This window comes from Nitrospira sp. Kam-Ns4a, assembly GCF_965152595.1.
The window spans coordinates 1,399,238-1,422,349 of record NZ_OZ224218.1; the positions used below are offsets into that span (position 1 = coordinate 1,399,238).

The window sequence follows — 23,112 nt, forward strand, 5'->3', positions numbered from 1 at the left end:
CGAACCGATACAAGAACTCGAGGATTCGTGGGAGTAGAGACACGACTGACGCTCCTTTGGCCAGCCCAGCGAGCAAGGGCGATGCCGGGCAGCTAGAAAAAGCGCTTATAGGCCCGGTGCATCGCCTGATAGATGTTCGGCCCCAGCCAAGACATGGCATATTGCGCGTAGGCGACCACGTTGACGGGATTCTCACGGATCGCCTGGATGATGGCCCTTCGACCTTCTTGCAGGAAACCCAATCGACACTGCTTTCCACCCATCTTCTGGAGGTAGAAACTTCGTAGCCGCGCGTCCATGGTGGATTGGTACCTGTTAAACACGATGGCCTCTGCTTTCAAGGCTTCGCCGACCCGATCCCCAAGACGGGGTCCCCGATGACTCCTGATGCGCACGACGTTCTCTTCTGTAAAGTCCATGCTGTGCCGTTCCGCCAGGCGCAGGTACAGCTCCCAGTCTTCCGAGGTGCACAGTTCGTCGTTATAGCCGCCAAGGGCGCGGAGCGCCGACACTCTCATCAACGGGTTCGAAGCGGACCCCGTGAAGGCATCGCGTTGCCGCAGCAGGTCGAGCAGAATGCGGCCTCTCAGGACCGGACGGTGGACCGCGAACTCGCGGCCTTCGCTGTCGATCCTGACGAAACCGCCATACACCAGCGCCAGGTCAGAGGGACCAGTCCGAAACACTTCAAGTTGCCGCTCCAGCTTGGCGGGCAGCCATTCATCGTCGTCATCGAGAAATCCGATGTACTCGCCCCGGGCTTCCCGCACTCCGAGGTTCCGTTGCTGCCCGATCGTGAGAGGCGGATGGCGAATGTACCGAATCCGGGAGTCGGCGAACGAGCTGACGAGTTCCTCGGTCCCATCTGTGGAGGAGTTGTCCAGAATGAGCAACTCGAAATCACGAAAAGTCTGGGCTAGGACGCTGCTGATGGCTGGTCCCAGAAACCGCTTGCGGTTAAACGTGGTAATGATCGCTGAAACGACCGGCCGGTCAGACTTTGGCACGGTTCGCGTCCACCATCAGCTTGAGCCCCTGGTCGAGGGAATAGCGGGGCTCCCAGCCCAGTTCTTTCCGGATCTTGGCACTGTCCAGGCAATAGCGGACCTGCTCGCCCGGCCGGTCCGGGTGATAGACGGGCTTGGCTTCGACGCCCAACAGGTCGGCGATCTTCCGGTAGAGGGTGTTCAGCGTCGTTTCGACCCCTGTTCCTATATTAAACACGGGGTTAGGATGATCGTGCGGGACGGTCAGCGCGAGCAGGTTCGCCAGAACCACGTCCTCGATGAACACGTAGTCCCTCGTCTTGTTGCCATCCCCCCACATCTCTGCTTGGTCCCCGTTCGAAAGTTTCCGGATGTAGTCCGCCATGGCGCCGGTGACCTGTCGCGGGCCATAAATGGCGGCATAGCGGAGGATCGTGTAGGGGATCCGGTAGGCCTTGTAATAGAACCGCAGATACTGTTCCAGCGCGTGCTTCGAGACGACGTACGGCGACACAGGGTCGACCGGGCATTCTTCCGTGGCCGGCAGGTGCGGCGTATTGCCGTAGAGAAAGCCGGATGAAGCGAGGACGATCCGCTGTACGCCGATCTCTTTCGCCTTCTGCAGCATGCGCAGCGTCCCTGCGATAATATCAAGGTCACGGAGCGGATTCTCGACCGATTTGGGAACGAGGACATAGAAGGCGAAGTGATAGATGATCTCCGGCCTTTCCCTTTCCATCACCCCCTCGATCTCTTCATCCGCCAGGTTCAGTTTGTAGAAGGTCGCCTGCGGATTGAGGTTCTGCTCGCGTCCGGTCGAGAGATCGTCCACGATCACGACTCTGGCACCCCGCTCCACCAGGGCATCTACGGTATGTGAACCGATAAATCCGGCTCCTCCGGTCACTAAGACCCTTTTTCCCCTTAGGCTGACATTGGCATTCGTGCTCATCTGGGCTCTCCCTTGCTACGATCTTCTCCGAGTCCTATGCCTCTTGAACGACCGACGGGCGGCGTCGAGCTCCGAGAGCCTGCTTGACCTTCGCTGAGCCCGCGAAGCACCCCAGAAAGATGATAATCCCCAGTGGAACCGCAAGCCATACGCCGGGGCTTAGGGTGCGCAGAATGCTGTAGGTTGCCACCCCCGCGACTAACGCGACCGCCACCGATCCGAGTAAGGCCTGCGTGACCGGCTGGATCGGAGTGTACCTGGCTGCGTCTCTGAACAATTGCACCAGGATGATCAGGTGAGTGACCACCGTGGCCCATGCTGCTCCGTAGAGGCTGAATCGCGGGATGAGCACGATGTTTAGGAGCACGTTGACCACCGCACCCAGGGCCAGGCACCAGAACAGGCGCATCTGCCGGTTGAACATGATCAGCGCCTGGTAGGCCGGCGTGTAGAGATACATGAGCACGGCCGTCAAGATCAGAATTCGGAGGGCCAGTGCAGCCGGCTGATAGTCCTTGCCAAAGGCCAGTTCTACGATCCCGTCCGCCGACGCCAAGATCACGCAGGCGAACATTGCTCCGAGCCCGATCATCGCCGTCGCCCACGTGTCCCACCGCCGACGGAACCCGTCATCGACGTTGTGTGACATCGCGGTGAAGGCCGGGAACGTCACTAGCATCAGCAGGCTCATCGGGACCAGTGCGATCCCGTTGAGCTTGCTCGCGGCGTTGTACCAGCCGGTCTCCGTGATGTGCCCCCAGTAGCCCAGCATGACCGAGTCAATGTTCATGTACACGGCGCCCATGCCCCCAGCGAGTGCCAGAGGGAATCCCACGCGGAGCAGCCGCTTCCAGACCTCCCAGCGGATCTCGAAGCGCAGTTCCCTAAGCCGACGACGAGTCGGAATAGCGACGGCGACGAGGGTCAAAACCGTCGCGCCCAGATAGGCCCAACTCAGATGGACTACCGTCCCCTGTATCCACACGAGCGCAGCGACCATGACCAGGAGGAACACAGCTTGTGCAACTCTGACGAGGCATTCGTACTCCATTTTCTGGCGCGCGCGGATGAGCGCGTAGCCGAGATTCAGCAGCTCTCCGAGGAAGAGGGATGCCCCGAGGATGACCATCATGGATCGGATGGTCGTGTCGCTGGTCATCCAGAGCGAGCCGATCGTGATGCCGACCATGCCGACCAGCCCAAGCGCGAGACGCATCAGGAGAATGTCTGGCAGCATTTGCTCGTTCTTTCGATCGACTGAAAACTCTCTGGTTGCGGCCAGAACGAGGCCGGAATCGAAGACGATGCCGAACATAGCGGCGAACGAGAAGGCGAAGGCAAACTTCCCGTATTCCGTCGGCCCGAAGTAGCGGACCACCAGGAAGATCAGAGCTAGCTTCAGGAGTCGGACGACGCTTTCCGCGACACTCGTCCAGACCGTGTTCTTGACGACAATCTGCTTCCAACCGTGATTGCCCAGCAGAAAGGCCTTCAGCCTGACCCAGCCTGTCATCGGCTCCTGCGTCCTGTCGTAACTTCTTCGAACAGCCTGGTGAACCGCTCCGCCATCGTTTCCCAGGAGTTGGCCTTCGCCAGCGCCGAGGCCCGTTCGCCCATTTCCTTTGTTTCCGATTCCGGGATCTCGAGGAACTGCCGCATCCGATCGGCTAGGGCGCCTGGATCATCGGGCGGACAAACTAAACCAAGCTCATGCTCCTTCACCAACCTTCCGAGTTCTGCCACCTGACTAGCGATCACGGGTCGCCCGTACACACAGGCACCCTTCATCAACGGCCCGCTGCCCCCCGTATAGCACCCCGAGTAAGGGAACAACACGGCATCGCTCGCAAAAAAATAGAGCGGTACCTCCTCGTCTTTCACGTATCCGAGCCTGAGCATGACTTTCCCATCGAGTCCTGTCTGCTCCACCATTGCCGTGACCGCCGTTTCGGCATATTCCATCGGATGCCCGGCGATCACCAGCCTGAACTCCTGCTCCCTCAGTCGCCCGGCGGCCTCCACGAGCGTTTCGATGCCCTTGTCCTTCCTCAACATTCCGAAGAACAGGAAGATCGGGCCCTCATATTCGAGACTGAGCTTCTTCCGTGCCTCCCTCTTGCCGACGACTTGCTGCGGCTCACCGCCTCCATCCGGGATCACGGAAATAGGGAACCCTTCGTGGAGCTTGAGCTGTGTCCTCAGCTTGTCTTTGTGCCATTCGCCCAGGGTCGAGATCGCACGGATCTCCTTCCCCAGCGTTGTTCTGAACACCTCGCGCTGCAACACTTTGTAGCATTTCTTGGCAAATGAACCCGGATAGTCTCGAAAGGACCAGTTGGCCGCGCTGACCTCCATGACGACTGGTGGAAGGTACGCACGGTAACGTTTGAGTAGGAGGGAGGCAGTCAGGAACTCGACGTCGGTGAGGTACACCACGTCATACCGCGCCGAGCGGCAGCGAGTAAGAGCCGCCGAGCTGATCCGGTAGCTATTGCGGAAATAGCCCCACCAGTAATACGGGGGACATGTCGTGATGGCCTGATCACAGGCCTCGAAGGCCAGTGTTCCTCCACCCACTTCCACGATCCCGAACGCCGGGGGCTCGCTGAGATACCGTTCAGGATAGGCTTTATTGGTGCAGAGTACGACTGCGTGTCCCATCTTGGCCAGGGCCTGGCAGAGCTTGATTGTGAAAATGCCGTAGTGTCCCATCTTGTCGCAGGTTGGCTGAACCACCAAGATCCGCACGGTCGCTTCTTACGAGACGCCGGCTGCACGGCGCGAATCGTGGCAGAACAGTATTTGCCCCTCGATATCCTCGGTGAGGGGACCGGTCAGGTGTGGCCGTTCGTCTCCATCAAGAATGCTATAGGCTTGCGAATACCCCATGGCTCGCATGGTGTCATACAGATCTCTGACCCTGTACCCGAAGCGTGCGCAATACGCAGACACTTCGAGCACACAGGGCGGCTTCCATTCCTTGAGCATTCCTTGGGCACCCCGCATGACGAGCAGTTCTGCCCCTTCCGTATCCACCTTGACCAGACCGATTCTCCTCGTCCCCATCCTGGCCAGCATCGAATCCAACGTCGTCGTGAGTGCTGTCTTCTCCGCTTCTCCGCTTCTCCGCTTCTCCGCTTCTCCGCTTCTCCGCTTCTCCGCTTCTCCGCTTCTCCGCGTCGCCACGCCCCCCAAGGCGTCCCATGTAGGTACTTGTGGTCTGTCGGTAAAACGGCCGGACCAGCGTGACCCTGTCACCCTCTGAGTCGGATACTGCGTAAGGCAATGGGACAACGTTCCTCAGGCCGTTTCGCCCGATCGTTCGGAGCAACTGCTCGTACGCCGTCCTGTTGGGTTCGCACGCCACCACGACTCCTGCGGCTCCCACTGCTCTCGCCGCAAGACAACTGAAATACCCCCAATTTGCTCCGACATCAACATACGCATCCCCAGGCTTAAGCAACTTGCCTATGAGCGCCGCTGTCATCGAGTCGAACGCCGGTTTCTTGACCATTGAGAACTGCGCCGGGTCTCGCAGATCGAGTTCCATCTCTGCGCGCCACGTGTCACCGGCGACCACCAGCTTGGTCCTGCTGTATTTGGTGGGAAGAAGGCGGAGGAGGATCCGTGCCAGTATCCAATTTCCCTTTACGCGGGGAAGACATTGAACGATGCACCTGCCCACGGACGATTGGTGTTCTGCCCACACACTGACAGGGGCTATTGCCAGGTACCAACTGTTCACCCTGTAGCTCACCCAACACTCTGGTGTTTTGCGCGCGCCACGACCAGGGTATGCCAGCCCATCGCCCGTTCGAACGCCCGGAACAGCGGCCGCGGCATCCACCGGAAATACCAGACCCATTCATATTCGTAGTTGACGTACTTGTCGATCACGTAGGGAAAGATATGGTCCTTTCTCATCTCGAGAATCTCGAAGTCGGCCAGCAGGCGCCGCGCGTCCTCGAACGAGTAATAAAAGGTCACCGGACAGCCCGTCTGGGCCTCCGAATAGGTCCTGACCAGCTCACTCGCCTTCCAGAATTGGCCCTTCCCATACGTCATGAGGATCCACAAAACCTTCCAGGACCATTTCGAATAAAGCATCAGACGAATTTCCGTTTGTGGATGGCAGTAGTGCTTGATTTGCTGGATGACCCGTTCAGGGTGAGGCGTGTGATGGATCACCCCAAAGGAGTAGATCAGATCATAGGCTGCTAGTGGCACGAACGAGGTCAGCTCTTCGGCGTTTCCCTGGTAGAATTGTGCCTTCAGCCCATACACGCGGAACCGCTGCCGGCACACCTCCAAGCTCTCCTCTGAAAGCTCTACAACCGTGAGGTTGGCGCCGGCGCGCGCAAAATTGATCGAGTCCGTTCCAATCCCGCATCCAATCTCGAGGACCTTCTTGCCTTTCCACCGCTCGAACTGGGCGAAACCGGGGATATGCGGCTCGACGAAATATTTCCTGGCCTCGACCTCGTCGAAATACTCTCTGGTCCCGACCGGCTTCGGCGAGTGCCGAATGTTGCACGGCCTGCGGTTCCAAAACGCCCGGACCTTCTCGATAGTGGCCATCAGCAATAGCTCCCCATCGCCACGTACCGGACCCTTTCGGAGAATCTCGACGGATCCAGCACTCGCCAGCAGTCAATGACCGTGAGCGTGTTCTGTTCGATCCACCCCTCATCGACCTTTTTAAACTCCTCCCACGGCGTCACAATTACGCAGACGTTGGCCTTGGCTACACAATCTCTGGCGGTGGAGCCATAGGCGACCCTCTCTCGCAGCACCGCGCGCCCTTCCTCCATCGCCATGGGGTCATAGACGATCACCTTGATGTCCTTCTTCAGCAGTTCTTGGATGAGCCGGAGCGCCGGCGATTCCTCGATCACCGGCGTGTTGGGCTTATAGGCCAGCCCCAACACTCCGACCGTGTCCCCTTCCTTGAGGAATTTCAGCACCCGCCTCACGAGTCCATCCATCTGGAGGTCATTCACCGTGTCGGTCGCCTTGGCGAGGATGGCCTGGCCGCCGTATTTCTCAGCAAAGGCGGCGAAGGCCCGATTATCCCGAGGAAAGCACGGCCCGCCGAAGCTGAGCCCGCCCTTCAGGTAATGCGGAGACACGCGCTTGTCGGCACCCAGGGCGGCGGTGATCGCATCCACATCGGCCCCTGGGATCCGTTCACAGAGGCTTGCCAACGTGTTGGCAAAGCTGATTTTCATCGTCACGTACGAATTCAAGCTGATTTTCGTGATCTCGGCACTAATGATGGACATCCTCGCCATATAAGGCCTGTTCTCACAGGTACGGCGGTAGATCTCTTCAACGATATCACCGGCACGTCGGTCGCTTTCTCCGATCAACACCAGGTCTGGATTGAGCGAGTCGTTGATGACATTACCTAGGGCGATGAATTCGGGGTTGTAGCAGACGCCGAAATCCCGGTTAACCCGGCGACCAGACACCGACTCGATCAGAGGTATGAGCTGGCCCTCGGTGGTGCCTGGTGAGACCGTTGAGGTAACGACGAAGAGATGATAGGGCTTTCGTTGCTCACCGAAGGCTCGGGCCAGATGCCTCAGGGCTTCGCGCAACCGTTCGTCCGAAAAATGGCCGTCTTCCTGGCTCGGGGTCGGCACGATGAGGAAGCTCACGTCTGAGGCGCGGACGGCCTCGGCGTAATCCTGGGTCGCGCGCAGCCTGGCATGCGACGCCGTGATCAACTCCTGCAGGCGCGGCTCCTGAACCGGGGCCCGCCCTGTATTGATGGCATCCACGACCCGGGGGTTGATGTCCACGCCGATCGTCTGGACCCCCCGATACGCGAAGCAGGCTGCAGCACAGGCACCCAATTTCCCCAACCCGATGACCGAAATTCTCATACCGCCACTCCTCCTTGTTCGCAGGGATTAGAACGTATGCTTGCAAGCAATAGGCATCCGCCACCCCGTCCCGAACGCTCGGTCGGTGACTTTGATACCTGGTGCCGCCTGCTTGCGCTTGAATTCTGCCTTTCTGACCAGGTCGGCCACCTGTCTCACAGTGCCTGGGTCGAACCCTGCTGCGACGATGGCCTCGCCAGTCTGGTGCTGCTCGACCATCCGCGCCAATATCTCGTCCAATATCTCGTAGGGTGGGAGGCTGTCCTGGTCCGTCTGGTCGGGTCTGAGCTCGGCTGAAGGAGGCTTGGTGAGGCTGGATTCCGGGATGATCGGTCCTTTGATCCGGTTTAACCATCGCGCGATGCGATAGACCATCGTCTTAGGCACATCTGCGAGGACCGCCAGGCCGCCCGACATGTCGCCATAGATCGTGCAATAGCCGACCGCCAGCTCGGACTTATTGCCGGTTGTGAGCAACAAGGCTCTCCATTCATTCGACAGGGCCATTAAGAGGTTGCCGCGGATCCGGGATTGAATATTCTCTTCGGTCGTACCTTCCCTATGGTTTTGAACCGCAGGAGCCAAGGCTTGCGCATAGGCCTCCATGAGGGTGTGAATGGGAATCGTGATGGTCCGAATCCCAAGATTTTTCGCAAGCACCTGCGCGTCCTCAATGCTGCTGCAGCTCGAATAGGGCGAGGGCATGAGGACGCCGGTCACGTTTTCCGAGGAGAACACCTCTGCCGCAACTGCAGCGGTCAGCGCCGAATCGATCCCACCGGAAAGACCGAGGATCGCTTTCGTGAAGCCACACTTGTACGCATAATCCCGCGTGCCGCACACTAGCGCTGCCCAGATTTCGGCTTCTGGCGGTGGGACGGGGTCCTGGATTGGGCTGGGGAGACGCTCGAGGTCTACGAACACCGTGTCTTCTTCGAAGGCTTTCCCCCTTGCAACCACGCCACCTGATCGATTTATGACGAGGCTTCGGCCATCGAACACGATGTCATCGTTCCCGCCGACCTGGTTCGCATAGAGGATCGGGATTCGGTACCTCTTCGACACATTGCCAAACAGGCGCTCCCGTGTGGCTTGCTTCCCAACGGTAAATGGAGAGGCCGAGAGATTGACTAAGGCGTCACACCCCAGACGGACCAACTGTTCGACGGGATTGAGGCGGTAACGTCTGACCCCGGCCTCCTCCCCGTCATTCCAAAGGTCCTCGCAGATGGTGATCCCGAGGCGATGGTCGTTGATGGCAAGGACCTGTTCTCCCGACCCCGGTTCGAAGTACCGATCTTCGTCGAAGACGTCGTAGGTCGGGAGCAATGTCTTTCTGAATCGCCCTTGCACTTTGCCCCCTTGGAGGAACGCGGCCGAATTAAACAGGGGCCTGCCGAGACCGGACTCATTCCTCTCCGGACTTCCAACGAGGAGTGCACAGGTTGACGAGAGGGCCTCGGCTATGCGTCGAAGTTCCGTTTCACACCGGTTGATGAGGCCCTCGCTGTACAGCAGGTCGCGTGGAGGATATCCGGTGAGAGCCAACTCGGAGGTGACACAGAGAGATGCCCCCCGCGACGCCGCCTCCTGTGCCGCGCGAACGATTTTGTCCGCGTTGCCTTCAACGTCACCGACGGTGAGGTTGAGTTGAAGGAGTGCGAGCTTCACAAGTGACCGGCGTTTAGCTCAGGCTGTTGGCAGCAGTCTTCCGGTTTTGATAAGTTGCTCCCGGATCCAGAAATACGTGAGCTCTAACCCTTTTTCCAATGAAATCTGTGGTTCCCATTTCAGGACTTCTCGCAGTTTTGTGTTATCGCTGTTCCGGCCGCGCACCCCCTGGGGTTTGGAGAGATCATACTTCTTTCTGATTCTCTTTCCCGCAATATTGGCGACAATATCCACCAGTTCGTTAATGCTGATGAGCCGATCCTGTCCGAGATTAAGCGGGTGCCGATAGTCGGATTGCATGAGCCGATAGATGCCTTCTACACAATCATCGATGTAGCAATAGGACCGAGTCTGCTGGCCGTCTCCCCAGACCTCGATCTCGTCTTCCTTCTTTGCCAGGGCGACTTTTCGGCAGATTGCTGCCGGCGATTTTTCCCGTCCCCCGTCGTAGGTACCGAGCGGGCCGAAGATGTTGTGGAAGCGGACCACGCGGGTTTCGAGCCCGTAGTCCTCGTAATAGTGCCGGCATTGCCGCTCCGAAAAGAGCTTCTCCCAGCCATAGCCGTCTTCAGGATCGGCGGGGTACGCGTCCTCTTCCTTGAGGGGAGTCACGTCGGGGGTGTTCTGCTTGTAGCCTGGGTAGATGCAGGCGGAGGAGGTATACAGATACCGCTTGACTCCGTTCAACCTCGCGGCCTCCAGCATGTGAATGTTGATCAGCACATTGTCATGCATGATTTCGGCCTTGTGGGATTCGATGAATCCGATCCCGCCCATATTAGCTGCCAGATTGTAGACGTGATCCATGCCTCGAGTAGCCTGCAAGCAGTTGGGCCACCGACGGAGGTCGAGCAGCTCAAATTCGTCGGCCGGGGTGTCCTCATATTCTGGGGTTTTGATGTCCACACCTCGGACCCAGTACCCTTGCCTTTTGAGGTATTTCACTAGATGATGGCCAATGAACCCGCCCGCGCCCGTCACAAGGACTCGTGTTTTGTTCATCTCCGTCACCTCGTCTCTTTTGAACGATTCACTGCTTCAGCATCTCCCGTAGATATCCTCGAACCGGACGATGTCGTCCTCTCCGAGATACTCGCCGTATTGGGTGGTGTCCCCCTTTCCGTGGAAATTTAAAAGGCGTATCCTCCCGGCACTACCACAACCGGCCCTGGAGAGGGCCGAAACCACAGGAGGAATACGCCTCTGAGCACGCAGGCTCCTCCAGTTCGGAGCACAAGGGAAGCCCGTTTTGGACCGGACCGGTTGACGGAGGCGTTGCGAGCACGGATCCGGGAGGTGATCGTCACGCGGGTGGAGGGCGAGCTGACAGAGACCCTGGCGGCCCTGCCGTCTCCACGCACGGAGGGGCGGCGCGGGGATCGGCACGGGAGCGAGCCGCGGACCATCACGACGGGGTTGGGTGCGGCCCCGGTCGAGCTGCCGCGGGGGCGTCTGCGGCAAGACGGCCGGTGGGTCGAATGGCAGCGTCCCCGGCTGCCGCGGGATGAGCGCCGGGCGCGGGCCGTGGACGCGGCGGGGCTGGGGGCCTCTCGGACGGGCGCGACCCAGCGACGGATCAAAGGCGCGCTGGCCCCGTTGCTGCGCGGGGCACCGCTGTCGAAGCGCGCCCTCTCCCGGCTGGTGGGTCGGATGAAGAGCCTGGTTGAGCCATGGCGCCAGCGACCGCTGACGGCAGCGCGGTGCGTCGCTCTGGATCTGGACGCCGTGGCGCGGCGCGTGCGCCTGGCGCAGCAGGTCGTGACCGCTTCGGTGTTGGTCGCGCTGGGCGTCCGGGCCGATGGGCAGCAGGGGGGCCTTGACCTGGAGCGGCTCACGAGCGAAGCGACCCCCGCCTGGCAAGGCCTCCTGGAAGGGCTCGCTGCCCGGGGGCTGCGCCGGCCGCGGCGGTGTGTGATCGACGGGCACCCCGGCTTGCGCGCGGCGGTGGAGGCGACCTGGCCCGGCGTGGCCGGGCCGCGCGGTCCGGTTCACAAGCTGCGCAATCTGGAACGGCATGCCCCGACGCAGGCCGTCGAGGAGATCCGCACGGACTCTCACGCGATCGTCTCCGCCGAGACCCTCCACGCCGCCCGGCACGCGTCCCGGGCGTTGCTCAGCCAATGGCGCGCGCGAGCGCCCAAGGTGGCCGCAAGCCTCGAGGAAGCCGGCGAGGACCTGCTGACCTGTTCCCGCTTCCCGAGGAGTCAGGGGACGTCGCGGCGGACCACCCACGCGATGGAGCGGTTCCATGGGGAGTTCCGCCGGCGGGTGAAGCCGCAAGGGGCGTGGCCCACCGCGCAGGCGGCGGCGCGGCGGCTGTTTGGGTTGATCCTGAGCGGGCAGATTCGGATGCGCCGGATCGATGGCTGGCGCGACCTGGCAGCGGTGGAGGAGGCTCCGCAGGCCGCCTGAGCGCCGAGGCCAGGGGATGGACCGAGAGGAGATCGTTGATCCTGGGGCAAATGCGGAGGTCATTGCTCAAGCCAGATGCCGGGAGAAGCCAATTTCCACGGAAATCGGGACACGACCTCCAATCACGGCTCACGCACCTGTCAGCCAGTCCACGCCGCGCACTCCCACGTCAGGCCGGCGATTCGGGTGCATGCCGGCCTCCCTTCAGACTCGGAATCATTGACCACGTAGCTTCAACCTTGACCGCCACTGACTGAGGAGTCAAATACTAGCTTGCTCATTTCATTCCAATGTCGGACAGGCTCCTAGCGTGGAGGAACAGGCGAGCCTCGGGCAGATGGGGATCCTTGTAAATATGGTCAATCCGTTTGGTGTTGAAGGTGCTGGCCCGCCGGATCAGGCCATGCACCTCGTACCCTTTGGCCAGGAGCAGCTCGGCCAGGTAGGAGCCGTCCTGGCCGGTGATGCCGGTGATCAAAGCACGTCTATTGCGGGCAGCGTCCATTGCCTCATTGCCTCGTTGCGTCTATCGCGTCTGTTGCGTCGTCGCGTCATTGCGGGCGGCGGGCAGCGTGGAGGGATCGGGTCAGAGGAGGACCACGTTGCGCTTGGGCCCGGGCACCCTGCGCGTGGCGCCCCGGGTGTCAAAGACCAGCGGGGCGTGGCGGACGATGGCGTCGTAGTCGAAGGCCGAGTGCGCCGTGAGGATCAACGCGCAGGCACAGCCGCGCAGGCGCTCCTCCGTGACCGGGACGGCGTCATAGAGGTGCCCCTCCACCTCGAAGGTCGGGGTGTAGGGGTCCGCGTAGGTCAGCCGCGCGCCCTCCCGTTGCAGCAGCGCCATGACCTTGGCCGCCGGGGTCTCCCGCGGATCGGCCACATCGGCCTTGTAGGTGACGCCCAGGACGAAGATGTCGGCCCCGTTCAGGCAGTGCCCTCGCCGGTTCAGCAGCCGCTGGAGCTTGGCGACCACGTAATACGGCATGCTCTCGTTGATCTCGCCGGCCAACTCGATGAAGCGCGTGTGGAGGTCGTATTCCTTAGACTTCCAGGCTAGGTAGTAGGGATCCAGCGGGATGCAGTGGCCGCCGACGCCCGGCCCCGGATAGAAGGGCATGAACCCAAAGTGCTTCGTCGCGGCCGCGTCAATGACTTCATAGACGTTGAGCCCCATGCGGTCGCACAGCAGGGCCAGCTCATTGACCAGCGCGATGTTCACGGACCGGAAGACGTTCTCGAAGACCTTGGTCATCTCCGCCACCCGCGGGGAGGAAACGGGGAAGATCTTCACGATGGAGTGCTCGTAGAACGTCTGAGCGTGCAGGAGGCAGGCCGGCGTCACGCCACCCACCAGCTTGAAGGTGTTGTGGGTCTTGAAGGCGCGGTTGCCGGGATCCACCCGCTCCGGCGAGAACGCCACGTAGAGGTCCTGCCCAACCTTGAGCCCGCTTTCCGTTAGCCGTGGCACCAGCACCTCCTCCGTGGTGCCCGGGTAGGTCGTGCTTTCCAGGACGACCAGCATCTGCGGGTGCAGGCATGTGACCAGCTCCGTGGCGACCTTGACGATGGCGCTGATATCCGGCTCCTTGTTCCGGGTCAGCGGGGTCGGCACGCAGATCAGGACGACGTCGCAATCCCGAAGCGCCCGAAAGTCCCCCGTGGCCGAGAGCCGCCCCGCCTCGACGGCCTGCCGCAGCTCGGCGGCGTCTACATCCGAGATGTAGTTCTCGCCGCGGTTCACCCGCGCCACCTTCTCGGGCACCTCGTCGAGCCCGATCACCTGGAAGCCGGTCTTGGCCTGCAACACCGCGAGCGGGAGGCCCACGTAGCCGAGGCCGACAACCCCCACCACGGCGGAACGGGCTTTGATTTTGCCTAGAAGGGACATAGGCCTTCGTGAGACCTGTGAGCCGGGCCCGCGCGCACACAACGGAGCTTCGCGCTGATCCCGGGGGTGCCTCGCGCGCCGTCAGTCACGGAGACCGCTCACGAGAGGCGATGAGTCGTGTCAGGCTTTGATGTAACTGCTCCAGCAACGGCACGTATTCACTCAATCCCGCAAACACCTTCTGAGCCGTCGTTTCGTCATACGTGTGGCTCGTGAGGTTCCGATCCTCGATCATCGTAATCCAGCGCGGGTCGTCCGCAATCAGCCCGAAGGTGAACGCCTCCCGCAAGCAACCCCTTGGAGACCGGCACTGGATGCCTTCTTCGCGTAGGCACCGCTGGACCGCCTTCCAGGCCAGCTCGAATGTGAATTCGAATCGTTTGCTCGCGGCATCACGGGTCAGCTCGCTCGGTGGCTCTGCTAGGGCTTCCTTCAGCTTTCCTAGCGCTCGGCCAAAGGCGTGAAGGCCCTCCGCGGCTTCCATCACGTCAACAATTCCGCATGCCTCTGAACGGACTCACGGAAAGAAGGCTCGACCCGGTTCAGGTCGACAATCTCGATCTTTCGCAGAGTTGGTAGCCGCTCAATTTCTTCCCTGATTCGCGCGATCACCAGATCGTCCAGCGGCGCCGGCCCTAGAACGCCGACGTCGATATCGGAGGTGACGTCTGAAGAGCCTGTCGCCCAAGACCCGAAGAGGAGGAGGCGATAGGAAGGATCCTCCAGGTGCTTGCGCACCACCTGGACCACCCGGCCAAGCAAGGGGCGGATCTGCTCTTCCCTTATGCGTTCGAGTTCCACCCGCTGATCCATGGTCTGGCAAGGCCCTTGCGTCGATTGAGTCAGCCCCGTCTATTGGGTTCAATCGGGCTGCTTGGTCAGCCAGCGTACGATGGTGTCGATGAACAATTCCAGCGTCGCAAGCCGAGCCGGCAGGGTGTCGTACAGCCGCTCGTGATCAATGGCCCAGTAGACATGGACGAGGAGAGTGCGCAGTCGGGCCAGCTCCATGAGTACCTGCGACAGCTCGTGTGGGAGCACCCCGGCGGCGCCGAGCACCCGGAAGACATCGGCGTAATCCTGGGGCGCGCGGAAGCCCAGCCGCGCGATCAGGTGATTGCCCACATTGATGCACTCCTCGGCCGCCGTCTGCAGGCGGCGCTCCACAATGGCCTGGAGATCCGACGAGGCCAGATAGTGCTCCTTGGTAGCCGACGCTTTCTGCCGAAGCACCCGAACGTCGTCGCTGATGAGGCGAAGCAGTTCCGTCACACGCTGCGTATCGACTTGTTTCGGGGGAGTCATCCGCATGCCTCGCAGGAAGTCCTCGTTCCCCGTCCACCGCAGCCAGGCGATGTCCGGAGCCACCTGAAAGCACGCCTCCGCCACCGGGCCCAGCGCCGCCGGATTCCGACAGACCAGCAGCCGTCCTTCGTGGAGCACGTTCCAGACGACCAGGGCCGGCGCGGTCCGCAGGTTGATCAAGGTGAGTTCGTCGGTGTGCAGGGCGTTGGTGAGGCATCCGTAGAACCGGGCATCCACACGCTCCACCTCCTCGTCGGTGAGTGCCGGGGCCGGGAGGTAGGCCACATCCACGTCGCTCACAGGTGTGGCTTCGCCCCGCGCCATCGATCCGAAGAGCCAGACGGCCGCTAGCCCTTCCAGGGCATCGAGACAGGCCGGGAGCTCATTCAGGCGATCCTGAATGTCGCCCGGAACAAGTTCGAACTTACTGGCCATCATCCCCGCGCAGCGAGGTCAAGGTCCGAGAGAGATTAGATCTCGGCCTTGAGATACCGACCGATCGCGCTCAGATACGCGTCAAAATCCGCGAGATGCACAGATTACGCGGTAGACCTCACGGTCCTCCACGTTCCAGTACAGATGGACCAACAAGTTTCGAAACCGCGCCACCCGACTCATCGCTTCGACTCGAGCTCCATTGCGAGCTGGCCTCATACCAACGCAGTGCATCGGCCGCCAGGGCCTCCGGCGAGATGCACACCGCCAGATCAAGATCACGAAACGGGTCGCCACCGATGAATGAGCCGTGCAGGCAGGCAAAGCTCACTTCGGGATGTGGGCCGAGCAGGTCCGCCAGGCGGCTTTCTAGCAACGCTCTGTCCTGAGAGCCCAGCCGTTGTGGAACTCGCCGTCCCATCCCTCTCCCGCGCCCTCACCCCTCGGAAACGGAAGAGGGTGACGGGCTTGCCGTTAGACGTGGTAGAAAGCCCGGTACCATTCCACGAATCGCGCAATGCCCGTTTCGATCGGGATCGCCGGTGCGAAGCCGACGTCCTGGATGAGATCGTCGACGTCGGCGCAGGTCGCCGGCACGTCGCCCGGCTGGAGCGGCAGGAAGTGCTTCTCCGCGGTGCGTCCCAGCGCCTGCTCGAGCACTTCGATGAACTGGAGCAGGTCCACCGGCTGATGGTTACCGATGTTATACAGACGATAGGGGGCTGCGCTGCGGCCCGGATCGGGGTGCTCGCCTGACCAGGTCGGATCGGGTTTTGGGGGCTTGTCGAGCACCCGCACGACCCCTTCGACGACATCGTCAATGTACGTGAAGTCGCGCTGCATCTTCCCGTGGTTGAACACCTCGATGGGCTTGCCCTCCAGAATCGCCCGCGTGAACAGGAACACCGCCATGTCAGGCCGCCCCCAGGGACCGTAGACCGTAAAGAACCGGAGTCCGGTGGACGGGATCCCGTACAGGTGCGCATAGGTGTGGGCCATCAACTCGTTGGCTTTCTTGGTCGCGGCGTAGAGCGACACGGGATGGTCCACGTTGTCATGCACGGAGAACGGCAGCTTCGTGTTCCCGCCATAGACGGAGCTGGAAGATGCGAAGACGAGATGCCGCACCCCGGCCCGACGGCAGCCTTCCAGCACATGGAGAAACCCGACCACGTTGCTGTCCACGTAGACATGGGGATTCACCAGCGAATATCGCACCCCCGCCTGGGCCGCCATATGAACCACGCGCGAGATGGGATGCTCGGCAAAGAGTCGCTCCATCCCGCTCCGGTCCGCCAGATCGAGCTTGACGAACTGGAACCGGCTGTCCGGTGTGAGCCGGGCCAACCGGGCTTCCTTGAGCGTGACATCGTAGTAATCGTTGAGGTTGTCCACCCCGAGGACGCATTCGCCGCGATCGAGCAGCCGCCGGGCGACGTGGGAGCCGATAAACCCGGCCACGCCGGTCACCAGGACTGGAGCGCTCATCGTGGCCATGGCAGTGGAACGCAGCCTCCGCGCCCGCGTCAGACCGGCACCACATCAGACGCGTCGATCTCAACGGCGGCGGCCTGCCGGATCAGATGCACCGAGATCACCAGCCGGTAGGGCTTCGACTTCCGCAGCAGGATGCCCCGGACGCCCTCCAGCGGCCCGCGGACGACCTCGACGACCATGCCCTCGCGGAGATAGGGATGGGGGTCATACCGCAGGGGGCCCTGCATGAGCACCTTGACCGCGTTGATCTCTTCGTCCGGAATCGGCGCAGGCCCCTGCGTGCTGCCGACGATCTGCACGACACCCGGGACCTTGAGCACCGTCAGTCTATTTTCCAAGGGAAAGTGGGCAAAGCAATAACCCGAAAACAGGGGGGCCTCGATTTTCTTCTTCCGGTCCTTCCACTGACTCAGCCGGATCACGGTCGGGAGGAGCTGCTCGATCCCCAGCGCCACGAGTCGGTCCCGCACCTGCTTTTCGTGTCGCGACCGGGTCCGCAGTGCATACCAGCGGGGGGCAGGGATGGCGTCGGGCAAAGCTCCGCCCTCTCACTTACAGCGACGGTACGGAAACCCCCCGCAGCACCCGCCTGAAAGGCGTCACGGCATTGCGCCCGGACCCCAAAAGGCGTCCTGACGCCTGCGGGGGTTATGGGGTCAAGAGACCGCGCTTGCAGAACCTGGGCAAGAGGGCCCCACGGGGCTGGTTCACCGATCCCAAGGTAGACGCCAACCCAGGGGCAGCACCCGAGAGCAATGCTGTCTCTCCAGCAAGCACACGATTCCACCAAAGAAGAAGAACACCGCCGAAGTAGGGCTCGGATAATTTCGCGACTTCCGCCAGAACTCGACAACGCTGAGCACCTGAATTGGGAAGGGACTCAGCCAACAAAAGAAGAGCTCTTCAGGCTTTTGTGTGGGTTGGATAGAGATCCAATCCTCCACAATGGAAGTAGATCGCGGTCTTGAAGTGCTCGACGTTGCGGAAGCCGCGAGCGGTTTTCTTGACCCATTGGATCGTCGCGTTAACGGCTTCCAACCCCGCGTTGGTGATGCCATGCTGCAGATAGGTGAGCACGTTGGGGAGGTGGCGCCGGATCAGGTGGGCCACCGCCGCGATCGGCCGGAGCCGGCTGTGAGTGGCGCGCCAGAACCAGCGCGCAAAGCACTGCTGGGCGGCACCACAGTAGGTATAGTCCCAGAACTGCCGGAAGCGCTCCTTGAGGGTCCAGGCCCGTGCCACCTTGAGGTCGCTGCGCTGCAAGAGGCGGAACGTGGCCCGCTGCTCGGCCGTCATGTCCTTGGGACGCATGAGCCAGAGGTACTTGGTCCCTGTCAGTCGGTCATCGCCCCTTAGCTTCAGGGCCCGATGCTCTGTGCGGCGGACCCGGTCCACAGCCTCGTGGAGATGTTTGGCCACATGGAACTTGTCGAAGACGAGTGTGGCCTCGGCCCCATCCAGGTGAGCCCGGGTCGACTGGATGGAGGGCTCCCACATATCCATCGCGATGGCCGCAATCCCTTCCCGTTGCTCCGGGGTCAGCGTGCCCCAGAACCCATCCAAGCTCTCCTGCCTGCGGTCCTCAGCCAGGTAGAGGACGCGGCTGCGTTCCAGATCCGCCACCACCGTGAGGTACCGATGCCCCTTGGCAATGGCCTTCTCGTCGACGCCCAGGTGCGCGACGACGTCCCGGGTGCGACGGCGGAGCCCCCGCGCGACGGCTCGTTCCTTGATGCCCCAGGCCTCATCCCAGGTGATCCGCAGCAGCCCGGCCGCCCCTTTCACCGAACACTCCTGGAGCAGCTCAATGGCCAGGCGCTCGAACCAGGCGGTGAACTGACTGCCGGGCTCCGCCCAGGGCACCGCGATCTGCCTGACTCCATGGGTCGGACCGCTCACGCGGGGGAGGTCCGCCTGAATCCACGTCGTGAACTGGCAGGGACTCCAGATGCCGCCACCGGCGACGCCTCCGATCGTAGCCCGGGACCGGCTCCCGACACTCCGGGCCGGGAGAGGGACCCGGCCCCGCCTCCACGGTGACGGTCACCGGCTGCCCCTTCACATCCAGTTCCACGTTGGCCACGGTCCACGGGGCCTGCAGCCCCAGCACGGCTTGAGAGCGTTCGAAGTCACGCATCGCTCGGGTCCTCCTTTCGAGGAGCCGAGCATAGCGCAAGAGGGTTCAGTTACCCACACAATTTCCTGAAGAGCCAAAAGAAGTGGCGCGAAGAAGCTCAGCCACAAATCAAGCAGCACCTCCTGGATACCGGAATAGGAACTGAGAGAGGCGGCATCCATCAACGTCAACATTGCCAGGTAAATCTCAGGGCAACTACGGCTTTCTACCGCAGCCGGTGGGAGAAGGGACGGGGAAGGGGAACGCGCTTGTTAAGATCGGATAATAATTGCACTTGAACCGGACTCCCTGCCAGCCAGCCATCGGCGCAAGACCATGACAACGCGACACGTTGGATAAACTCACCAAGCGTTCAATCGGAAGGCTCCTCCCTCACCTCCTTCCCCAGCCCCGCTTTCGGGTAGCCGTTGTGCCATAGTTCAAGAAAACTGTCAAGACCTTTTTCCAAGACTTGGCTGGCCATGGGCAGCCGTCCCAGGGCAAGTTAGCCACAGCCACAGGCACTCTGTTTCGACGGATCTGGTGACCCTCTAACCCAAGGCCGCGACACAGCCGCTCATGCGTAAGAAAAACCCATAGTGAAGGTCTTGTGAGGGCCCTTCAGGCCAGCCTCACCGCTGGAGGAAGGGCGGCTCACCATGGTCGGCTCGGTAAAGCTGTATCGGATCAAGGGGGTGGGCGGCCGACAGGACCTCGGTCCCGCCATCCGGCCTTGCCCGGTACAGGTCCAGCGCCCGGCTATAGTGATAGCCGCAGCCCTTGGGCGCGAGCAGCTCGCCGAGCGCGGCGGGCGGCTCCCAGTTGGCCGTCAAGAGCGCGGTCCTGGCCGGATTCCGCCGGCTGAACATGAAGGAGAGGTGGTCGGGGTACCAGTCCGCCCCGCCGGTCGCGTAGGACACGAAGAGGCGGGCGCGCGCCGCGGCAGCAAGCTGAGCCAGATAGCCGTTCGTCAAATAGCCGTTCTCGCCGACGTCCAGCCACTTCCCTGGATGGGACAGGCAGGCGTGGGCGGCATAAGTCCGGACCTCGAGCAACTGCTGTTGCGACGCAAAGACGGTCGCGATGGGCCCGTAACGACGCACAAGGTCGTCAATCACCCCCTCCTTGACCGCGGATCGCCCGGCATTCGTCGGCCCGCTGTCCACATGCGCCAGCGTGTTCCGCCCCCGGTCGCTGATCAAATAGCAGTTCCGCGGCATCTCGAGATCGCAGGGGTCCTCGCCGTAGAAGGGCACCGCGACGACCGCCCCGCCCTCGAAGGGCCAGGCTTCGCCGTGGGCCAACTCGGCCACCTGCGTGAATCCCAGCTCGCGGAGCAGCGACAGGTAATCGTAGAACAGCGCCTTCCGGTTCCGCCGGCTCGGCACGATGATCGGCACGTCCTTCGGGAGATGAAACAGGGTCCGCGGATCGACATGGTCGTCGTGGTCATGGGTCAGGAACACGGCGGCCGGCCGCGGCAGCAACGAGGTCCACAACGAGGGCAGGGGCGATTCCGCAAACCAGGGGATCAGCCAGGGATCGAACAGCAGAAAGCGGTCCTGCTGCCGGTAGAGCAGCGCCGCGTGGCCGAGATGGACCACGTCCTGATCGCGCGTCGCCGCCAGCCACTGCGCCCGGATGGAGGAGGTGGCGGTCACCGTCAGGCAGCCGTGCGTGAACAGCAGCTCCAGGAGCCGGGTCAGGTGCCGCTCCAGGTCGCGGCCGGAGGCGGTGGCGACGGTGCGCAGCTCCGAGACCCTGTGCGTGCCGTCCAGGAACCCGACGAAGCGCCCGACGGCCGGGGCGATCGCCCGATCGAACGCAAAGGGGATGATCTGCCTCGTGACCGCGTCGAAGACCCGGAGGCCCGTGTAGGTGATCGTCGCCGACTTCGTCGGGTCGAGGGGATAGTCCCACTGGAACGAGCCATCCGGGCGACGCCCGCAGCGGATGTGGGCACTCAGATGGGGCCGAGACTGGACCAGCTCCGCATAGGCATCCTCGAGCCGCGTCCGCGTGGCGGGGTCGTCGAGCCGGGCGCGCCGGGAGAACACGTCGCTGATGGCCGTCTCCACGCAACTCAGCAGCAACTGGTGGGCCTGGTGCAGGCTTGTGACCACCTCGGGCGCCACGCCGCCCAGAAACGGGAAGGGCCCGGGCACCTCGCCGCTCTCGAGCTGGATCCACGTCCACGGCGCCAGACCGACGTACTGATCGCTGCGCAGGCTTGTCCAGACTTGGCTCATTCCGGGCTCACGACAAGGGCGCCCAGCTCCTTCGCCGAGGGGCGGCCGGCTGCAGCCAGATAGGCATCCACGACGTGTTCAGCGAAGGCCAGTGAACTGGTGAAGGCTGGGGAGACCGCATTGAGTATGTGCAGGGTCTCCTGATCGCGCAGCACCAGGAAGTCCATTACCAGCTCCTTTTTCGACCAGTCCACGAGCTGCGGTCTGATCCCGACCTTCCCGCAGGGCTGGAGATCCTCCGGACTCAACCCGTTCACGAGGGCCCGCGCGTCCCGGAAGAAATACCGGGCGAGGTACTTCCGCGGCTCGGTCAGCGCCACCGCCCTGAATTTCGGGTTCGCGACGAACAGCCGGGCATCGTCGAACAGGATCCGCAGCGACTCGCCGCCGAGCTTGTCCAGGAGGCTGTAGTTCTCCCGTCCGAAGGCCGGGATGGCAGTGGGGCCGACGTAGACATGTCCATCAATATGGCGGGTGAAATGCACCCCAAGGAAGGGATTCCGCAGGTCAGGCACCGGGTAGATATTGCCCCGCACCAGCGGAGCCTTCGCCGGTGCTAATCGCCGATACGTTCCCTTGAACGGAATGAGCCGGTACTGGCGGGCGAGCCCGAATCGGTGCGCGATCGTATCGCTGTACGCGCCGGCGGCGTTAATGAAGCCCCGGAACCGGATCGGCCCACGAGTGGTTTGCGCGGTTCCGGACCCCTGAAGCCCCACAAAACCCGTTCCCGTTAGCAGCCGGACTCTGCCCGTGTCGAGAAGATCGCGTGCGAGACTTCGCAGAATCGCCCGCGGATCCACGATGGCCGTCTCGGCCGAGTACAGCGCGAGGCGATGCGTTCGGGCAAACGGCTCCACGGCATCGAGGCGGCGCTCGTCGATCAGCTCCACCGTCGCGCCGTTGCCCAACGCCGTGTCGTACAGCGTCTGCAAGGCCGGCAGCTCCCCTTCATGCCTGGCAACGACGACCTTCCCGGTCTCGTGCAGCGGCAGCCCCTTGGCCCGGCAATAGGCTTTCATCAGCCGGTTGCCGCGCAGACAGAGCCTGGCTTTCAAACTCCCGGCCGGATAGTAGATGCCGGCGTGCAGCACCCCGCTGTTCCTGCCCGACGCATGCAGCCCGATGTCCTCTTCCTTCTCCAGGATGAGGATGTTCTCAGCTCCGCGCGAGACCAGCTCCCTGGCCAGCGTCAGTCCGATAATGCCGCCGCCGCAGATGAGAATGTCGCCGTCCATGATGCATTCCAGCCCCCGGGTTCTGCCCGGGTGACGTTCCCGGCGAACCTGCCCCGCTCAGCCCTCAGCCCTCGCGACTCAGCCCTGGGACATGGAGGACCTGCACCCGGTTCCCGTCGGGATCGGCCAGGTAGCAGGAATAACTTCCATCCCGGTGGTGTCTCGGGGCGTGGACGACCCGGATGCCCTGCCGCGCCGCCTGCTCGTAGAGCTGATCCACGATCGCCTCGGTTTCCACCAGGAAGCCCAGATGATCCAGGAACTGCCCGCGCTGGCCGGGATAGTCGGCCCGCTCCCCGGCCGGGATCTGATGCAGCGCGAGGTTGTCACTGCCCGAGCTCAGATACAGATTCTCCGCGTCCGGCTGCCACACCACCTGCAGGCCGAACAATCCCTCGTAGAACTCCCGGGACTTGGTCAGATCCGTGACCCGCAGGGCCACATGCCGCAGGCCTTTCATCCCTGGGACCGGCAC

21 protein-coding genes and 2 pseudogenes are annotated in these 23,112 nt (G+C 62.3%); 1 reads left to right on the plus strand and 22 read right to left on the minus strand.

Annotated features, from left to right (window positions below; translation table 11 throughout):
* Positions 1-92: 92 nt before the first annotated feature.
* The 10 genes and pseudogenes from ACWHYQ_RS07015 to ACWHYQ_RS07060 all read right to left on the minus strand — a co-directional run bounded on the left by ACWHYQ_RS07015 (position 93) and on the right by ACWHYQ_RS07060 (position 10,499).
* On the minus strand, positions 93-1,007 hold the full coding sequence (locus tag ACWHYQ_RS07015) for a glycosyltransferase family 2 protein (protein ID WP_447974988.1): 915 nt from the start codon (positions 1,005-1,007) through the stop codon (positions 93-95).
* Complete coding sequence (locus ACWHYQ_RS07020) at positions 994-1,938, minus strand: NAD-dependent epimerase/dehydratase family protein (protein ID WP_447974989.1); 945 nt, start codon at positions 1,936-1,938, stop codon at positions 994-996. Before ACWHYQ_RS07020 ends, ACWHYQ_RS07015 begins: the two co-directional genes overlap by 14 nt.
* 34 nt (positions 1,939-1,972) lie before the next feature.
* Complete coding sequence (locus ACWHYQ_RS07025; RefSeq protein WP_447974990.1) at positions 1,973-3,451, minus strand: flippase; 1,479 nt, start codon at positions 3,449-3,451, stop codon at positions 1,973-1,975.
* Positions 3,448-4,686, minus strand: a complete 1,239-nt coding sequence (locus tag ACWHYQ_RS07030) for a glycosyltransferase family 4 protein (RefSeq protein ID WP_447974991.1) — start codon at positions 4,684-4,686, stop codon at positions 3,448-3,450. Before ACWHYQ_RS07030 ends, ACWHYQ_RS07025 begins: the two co-directional genes overlap by 4 nt.
* Positions 4,687-4,695: 9 nt before the next feature.
* Entirely contained in the window at positions 4,696-5,124 is a 429-nt protein-coding gene (locus tag ACWHYQ_RS07035) for an FkbM family methyltransferase (protein WP_447974992.1), read from the minus strand.
* Between the two features lie 28 nt (positions 5,125-5,152).
* A pseudogene (locus ACWHYQ_RS07040) lies at positions 5,153-5,803 on the minus strand (FkbM family methyltransferase); the annotation flags it as partial.
* Positions 5,692-6,516, minus strand: coding sequence for a class I SAM-dependent methyltransferase (locus ACWHYQ_RS07045; RefSeq protein WP_447974993.1), 825 nt, complete (start codon positions 6,514-6,516; stop codon positions 5,692-5,694). The gene ACWHYQ_RS07045 and the pseudogene ACWHYQ_RS07040, both read right to left, overlap by 112 nt.
* Positions 6,516-7,826: a UDP-glucose dehydrogenase family protein gene (locus tag ACWHYQ_RS07050; protein ID WP_447974994.1), complete on the minus strand. Its 1,311-nt coding sequence runs from the start codon at positions 7,824-7,826 to the stop codon at positions 6,516-6,518. Before ACWHYQ_RS07050 ends, ACWHYQ_RS07045 begins: the two co-directional genes overlap by 1 nt.
* Positions 7,827-7,853: 27 nt before the next feature.
* Positions 7,854-9,497 (minus strand): NAD+ synthase, encoded by a 1,644-nt coding sequence (locus tag ACWHYQ_RS07055; protein ID WP_447974995.1) that lies wholly within the window; start codon positions 9,495-9,497, stop codon positions 7,854-7,856.
* A gap of 18 nt (positions 9,498-9,515) precedes the next feature.
* Positions 9,516-10,499, minus strand: coding sequence for an NAD-dependent epimerase/dehydratase family protein (locus ACWHYQ_RS07060; RefSeq protein WP_447975540.1), 984 nt, complete (start codon positions 10,497-10,499; stop codon positions 9,516-9,518).
* 273 nt (positions 10,500-10,772) lie between these two features.
* On the opposite strand from ACWHYQ_RS07060, the gene ACWHYQ_RS07065 reads away from it, so the two are divergent.
* Positions 10,773-11,909 carry an IS256 family transposase gene (locus tag ACWHYQ_RS07065; protein WP_447974996.1) on the plus strand — a complete coding sequence of 379 codons (1,137 nt, stop codon included), beginning with the start codon at positions 10,773-10,775 and terminating at the stop codon, positions 11,907-11,909.
* Positions 11,910-12,201: 292 nt separating this feature from the next.
* Here the strand turns inward: ACWHYQ_RS07065 and ACWHYQ_RS07070 are convergent.
* The 12 genes and pseudogenes from ACWHYQ_RS07070 to ACWHYQ_RS07125 form a co-directional block, all read right to left on the minus strand.
* Positions 12,202-12,414 (minus strand): annotated as a pseudogene (locus ACWHYQ_RS07070) (GDP-mannose 4,6-dehydratase); the annotation flags it as partial.
* An 81-nt stretch (positions 12,415-12,495) separates the two neighbouring features.
* Entirely contained in the window at positions 12,496-13,797 is a 1,302-nt protein-coding gene (locus tag ACWHYQ_RS07075; RefSeq protein ID WP_447974997.1) for a nucleotide sugar dehydrogenase, read from the minus strand.
* A gap of 85 nt (positions 13,798-13,882) precedes the next feature.
* A complete protein-coding gene (locus tag ACWHYQ_RS07080) occupies positions 13,883-14,281 on the minus strand; it encodes a nucleotidyltransferase substrate binding protein (RefSeq protein WP_447975541.1) in 399 nt (132 codons plus the stop codon).
* On the minus strand, positions 14,281-14,598 hold the full coding sequence (locus ACWHYQ_RS07085) for a nucleotidyltransferase family protein (protein WP_447974998.1): 318 nt from the start codon (positions 14,596-14,598) through the stop codon (positions 14,281-14,283). The genes ACWHYQ_RS07080 and ACWHYQ_RS07085 overlap by 1 nt, the downstream gene beginning before the upstream one ends.
* A gap of 60 nt (positions 14,599-14,658) precedes the next feature.
* Entirely contained in the window at positions 14,659-15,537 is an 879-nt protein-coding gene (gene hepT, locus ACWHYQ_RS07090) for a type VII toxin-antitoxin system HepT family RNase toxin (protein ID WP_447974999.1), read from the minus strand.
* A gap of 81 nt (positions 15,538-15,618) precedes the next feature.
* Entirely contained in the window at positions 15,619-15,771 is a 153-nt protein-coding gene (locus ACWHYQ_RS07095) for a HepT-like ribonuclease domain-containing protein (RefSeq protein WP_447975000.1), read from the minus strand.
* Positions 15,772-16,011: 240 nt separating this feature from the next.
* The gene (locus tag ACWHYQ_RS07100; RefSeq protein ID WP_447975001.1) at positions 16,012-17,025 is read right to left on the minus strand and encodes an NAD-dependent epimerase; all 1,014 of its coding nucleotides are present in this window, start codon (positions 17,023-17,025) and stop codon (positions 16,012-16,014) included.
* A gap of 38 nt (positions 17,026-17,063) precedes the next feature.
* The gene (locus ACWHYQ_RS07105; RefSeq protein ID WP_447975002.1) at positions 17,064-17,570 is read right to left on the minus strand and encodes a UpxY family transcription antiterminator; all 507 of its coding nucleotides are present in this window, start codon (positions 17,568-17,570) and stop codon (positions 17,064-17,066) included.
* Between the two features lie 367 nt (positions 17,571-17,937).
* Positions 17,938-19,008 carry an ISL3 family transposase gene (locus tag ACWHYQ_RS07110; RefSeq protein WP_447975542.1) on the minus strand — a complete coding sequence of 357 codons (1,071 nt, stop codon included), beginning with the start codon at positions 19,006-19,008 and terminating at the stop codon, positions 17,938-17,940.
* A gap of 774 nt (positions 19,009-19,782) precedes the next feature.
* Positions 19,783-21,399 carry an MBL fold metallo-hydrolase gene (locus ACWHYQ_RS07115; RefSeq protein ID WP_447975003.1) on the minus strand — a complete coding sequence of 539 codons (1,617 nt, stop codon included), beginning with the start codon at positions 21,397-21,399 and terminating at the stop codon, positions 19,783-19,785.
* Positions 21,396-22,637 carry an L-2-hydroxyglutarate oxidase gene (gene lhgO / locus ACWHYQ_RS07120; protein ID WP_447975004.1) on the minus strand — a complete coding sequence of 414 codons (1,242 nt, stop codon included), beginning with the start codon at positions 22,635-22,637 and terminating at the stop codon, positions 21,396-21,398. Before lhgO ends, ACWHYQ_RS07115 begins: the two co-directional genes overlap by 4 nt.
* Positions 22,638-22,701: 64 nt before the next feature.
* Positions 22,702-23,112, minus strand: a complete 411-nt coding sequence (locus ACWHYQ_RS07125; RefSeq protein ID WP_447975005.1) for a VOC family protein — start codon at positions 23,110-23,112, stop codon at positions 22,702-22,704.